At 70.9% G+C, this 3,480-nt stretch carries 3 protein-coding genes; 2 read left to right on the top strand and 1 reads right to left on the bottom strand.

All coding sequences use genetic code 11. The features are described from left to right. The first annotated feature begins 133 nt into the window (after positions 1-133). A complete protein-coding gene (locus VF542_RS11170; protein ID WP_408651785.1) occupies positions 134-1,768 on the top strand; it encodes an alpha,alpha-trehalose-phosphate synthase (UDP-forming) in 1,635 nt (544 codons plus the stop codon). Positions 1,769-1,891: 123 nt separating this feature from the next. On the opposite strand, the gene VF542_RS11175 is transcribed toward VF542_RS11170, so the two are convergent. Beyond that, entirely contained in the window at positions 1,892-2,833 is a 942-nt protein-coding gene (locus tag VF542_RS11175; protein WP_408651786.1) for an MBL fold metallo-hydrolase, read from the bottom strand. 406 nt (positions 2,834-3,239) lie between these two features. Between VF542_RS11175 and VF542_RS11180 the strand changes: the two genes are divergently transcribed. Next, positions 3,240-3,480 (top strand): FKBP-type peptidyl-prolyl cis-trans isomerase (locus VF542_RS11180; protein ID WP_408651787.1); only part of this gene is annotated, 241 nt, incomplete at its 3' end.

Raw genomic sequence — 3,480 nt, forward strand, 5'->3', positions numbered from 1 at the left:
GTCCCTGTCGACTGCCCTGCCCGTGCCCTGTCTGCCGTGACCAGAAACCGGCAGGTTATGGTCGGTAGAGCTGAGTCAGTCAGACAGCTGTCGCGGAACGGACCGGCGGACGCGCCGCATGGAGTCAACTCTGATGAGCAGCACAACGCATGATCGGTCAGCCCCGACCGGCGACTACGACTTCGTGGTCGTGGCCAACCGGCTGCCGCTGGACCGTATCGAGGAGCCGGACGGGGAGGTCTCCTGGCGGCGTAGTCCCGGTGGCCTGGTGACCGCGCTGCAGCCGGTGATGCAGCAGGCAGAGGGCGCCTGGGTCGGCTGGACCGGAACTCCGGGACCGGCGCCGGAGCCCTTCGACGAGGCAGGCATGCGGCTGGTCCCGGTGAGCTTGTCGGGTGAGGAAGTCCGCGACTACTACGAGGGTTTCTCCAACGACACGTTGTGGCCGCTGTATCACGACGTGATCGCGCCGCCGCGCTTCCGGCGAGCCTGGTGGGACGCCTACGTCCGGGTCAACCGCCGGTTCGCCGAGGCCGCCGCCGAGCAGGCCGCCGACGGGGCGGTGGTGTGGGTGCAGGACTACCAGCTGCAGCTGGTGCCGGGCATGCTGCGGGCCCAGCGTCCCGACCTGCGGATCGGCTTCTTCAACCACATCCCGTTCCCCGGCTACGAGATCTTCGCCCAGCTGCCATGGCGGCGCCAGATCGTCGAGGGGCTGCTGGGCGCGGACCTGCTGGGTTTCCAGCGCCAGGGCGACGCCACCAACTTCCTGCGTGCCTGCCGCCGTGCGGCCGGCCTGACCACCCGTGGCTCGCAGGTACGGGTGCCGCGGGCCTGGCCGGGGGAAGCCGGCGTGAGGTCGGCCGGCAACTCCGCGGGTCGCCGGCGGACCGGGCCGGCCCCTGCCGAGGACGACCGGACGGTGCGGGCCGCGACGTTCCCGATCTCGATCGACTCGGCCGGCTTCGAGGCGATCGCCCGCCGGCCGGAGGTCAGGGCTCGGGCGGCGGAGATCAGGCAGGCCCTGGGGCATCCGAAGACCCTGCTGCTCGGGGTGGACCGGCTCGACTACACCAAGGGAATCGCGCACCGGCTCAAGGCGTACGGGGAGTTGCTGCAGGAAGGCCGGCTGAAGTCACCGGACGACATCCTGGTACTGGTCGCCAGCCCGAGCCGCGAGCGGGTCGAGCAGTACCGCCGGCTGCGCGACGAGGTCGAGGTGACCGTCGGCCGGATCAACGGCGAGTTCGGCGAGGTCGGCAGCGCGCCGGTGCACTACCTGCACCAGTCCTACCCGCAGGAGGAGATGGCAGCGCTCTACCTGGCGGCCGACGTCATGCTGGTCACCTCGCTGCGCGACGGGATGAACCTGGTCGCCAAGGAATACGTGGCCTGCCGGTATGACGAGTCGGGCGCGTTGGTGTTGAGCGAGTTCACCGGCGCCGCCGACGAACTGGGCAGCGCCTTCCTGGTGAACCCGCACGACATCGCCGGTCTCAAGGACGCGATGGTCCGGGCCGCGCGGATCTCGCCCGCCGAGGCACGCCGGCGGATGCGCTCGCTGCGGCGCCGGGTTCGCGAGTACGACGTCGCGCACTGGGCCGAGACGTTCATGGACGCGCTGCACGGCGAACCGGCGGCCGCGGAAGGGTCGGCTGTGGAACCGGCGGCCGTGGAACCAATGGCCGCGGAATCGTCTGACATTGAACCGTCAGCCGCGGAACCGTCAGCCGCGGAACCGGAGCCCGCGCCGTCGATCCAGAATTGACGCGCTCTGACGCCCGCTGGGTCCGGCTGGGTGCGATGCCGGCGATCGTTGGCCCTCGGGCAGCGCAACACCCGGCGTGTCGCCCTGTCAGAGGGCCAACGATCGCCCCGGAAGCAATGACGATCAGCCGGGCCAGCCGGCCATCAGGGTGAACAGCGACACCACGTCCGGCGCCGGGTGTGCCGGGTCGAGGTGGCGGTAGCAACTGTCGATGTTGATCACCAGCCGCTCGGGATTGCCCCAGCCGGCGAACCGCCCCAGGTCCAGTTCGGCCGCGGCCTGCCGCACCGTCCGGCCGCGGGCGTGCAGCTCCGCGGCCCCGGCCTCGACGTGCGCCAGGTACTCGATCACCTCGCGCACGCCGGCGGCACCGGTGACCGGCCCGTGGCCGGGGACGTAGGTGTCGGCGTCGAGGGCGAGCAGGCGTTGCAGGGCGGCGATCCAGCTGCTGGCCGGGCCGGCCCACATGATCGGGGTGCCGCCGATGAACAGCAGGTCGCCGGTGAAGACCACGCCGCTGGCCGGGTCGAACACCGCGACGTCGCCGTGGGTGTGGGCCGGGCCGCATCGCAGCAGCCGCACCGTGCGCGACCCGACGGACAACTCGGTGTCGGCGGTGACGTCGGCGTCAGGCAGTCGCGACCGGATGCCGGTGAAGTCGAACGCCCCGAAGGACCGCCGCAGGTAGTCCGACAGCCCGGGGTCCATGTCGAGGCCCATCAGCGTGCTCAGCAGCTGCGGCGACTCGGCTTGCAGGTGCGCGCTGGCCTCCGGCGCGGCCCAGATCCGCACCGCCGGGTCGAGCAGCTCGTTGCCGTAGCAGTGGTCGCCGTTGCCGTGGGTGTTGACCGCGTGCCGGATCGGCGAGCCGGCCGTGACCGGAGCCATCGCGGCCAGCATCCGGCGGGTGCGGGCCAGGTCGAACTGGGTGTCCACCAGCAGGCTCTCGCCGTCCCCGTCGAGCAGTCCGGCGTTGCTCAGTCCCCAGCCGCCGTCGGGCTGCAGCCATGCCCAGCAGCCGTCGGCGATCTGATGCAGGCCGGCGGTGTAGGCGATGCTGGTCATGGGCGACTCCTGCGTGTCGGTCGGTGGCAGCCGGAACTGCAGCCGGGAACCCTGCCAGCCGGCACCTTGCGGGCCGGAACCCTGCCAGCCGCGACTCTGCCACCTGATGCCGGTCGGTGCGTCTTGTGGCTGGCCAACCAGGTCCGCCAGCCCTTTCCGCGCGAGACTGCCAGCGATCGGAGTTAGGCTTACCAAGTTTTGCGTTTCTGATGTCCACCCGTTTGGGGACCTTGTGCTTTCTCGCTCGCGCGTTCTGCTTGCCTCCCTTCTGCTACCTGTTTCAGTTCTCACCGCCTGCGGCTCCGGCGACGACGCCGCCACCCCGGCCAACAGCTCGGCGTCCGGGTCCTCGTCGGCGTCCGGGTCGGCGTCCGGGTCCTCCTCGGCCACCGGCATCGCTACCGGCGTGGCTGACGCCAGCGTCAAGGGCGGTTTCGGCACCAAGCCGGTCGTCACGATCGCTGAGAAGCCGGCGCCCAGCCAGCTCTCCCAGCAGGTCATCACCGCCGGTACCGGCGCCGCGGTGGCCAAGGGCGACACCCTGGTGGCCAACTACAGCGGCCAGACCTGGGAGCCCAAGGACGGCAAGGCGAAGGTCTTCGACAGCTCCTTCGACCGTGGCAACCCGACGGCCTTCGTGATCGGCA

The organism is Jatrophihabitans sp. (assembly GCF_036389215.1).
Classification (GTDB): Bacteria; Actinomycetota; Actinomycetes; order Mycobacteriales; family Jatrophihabitantaceae; genus Jatrophihabitans_A.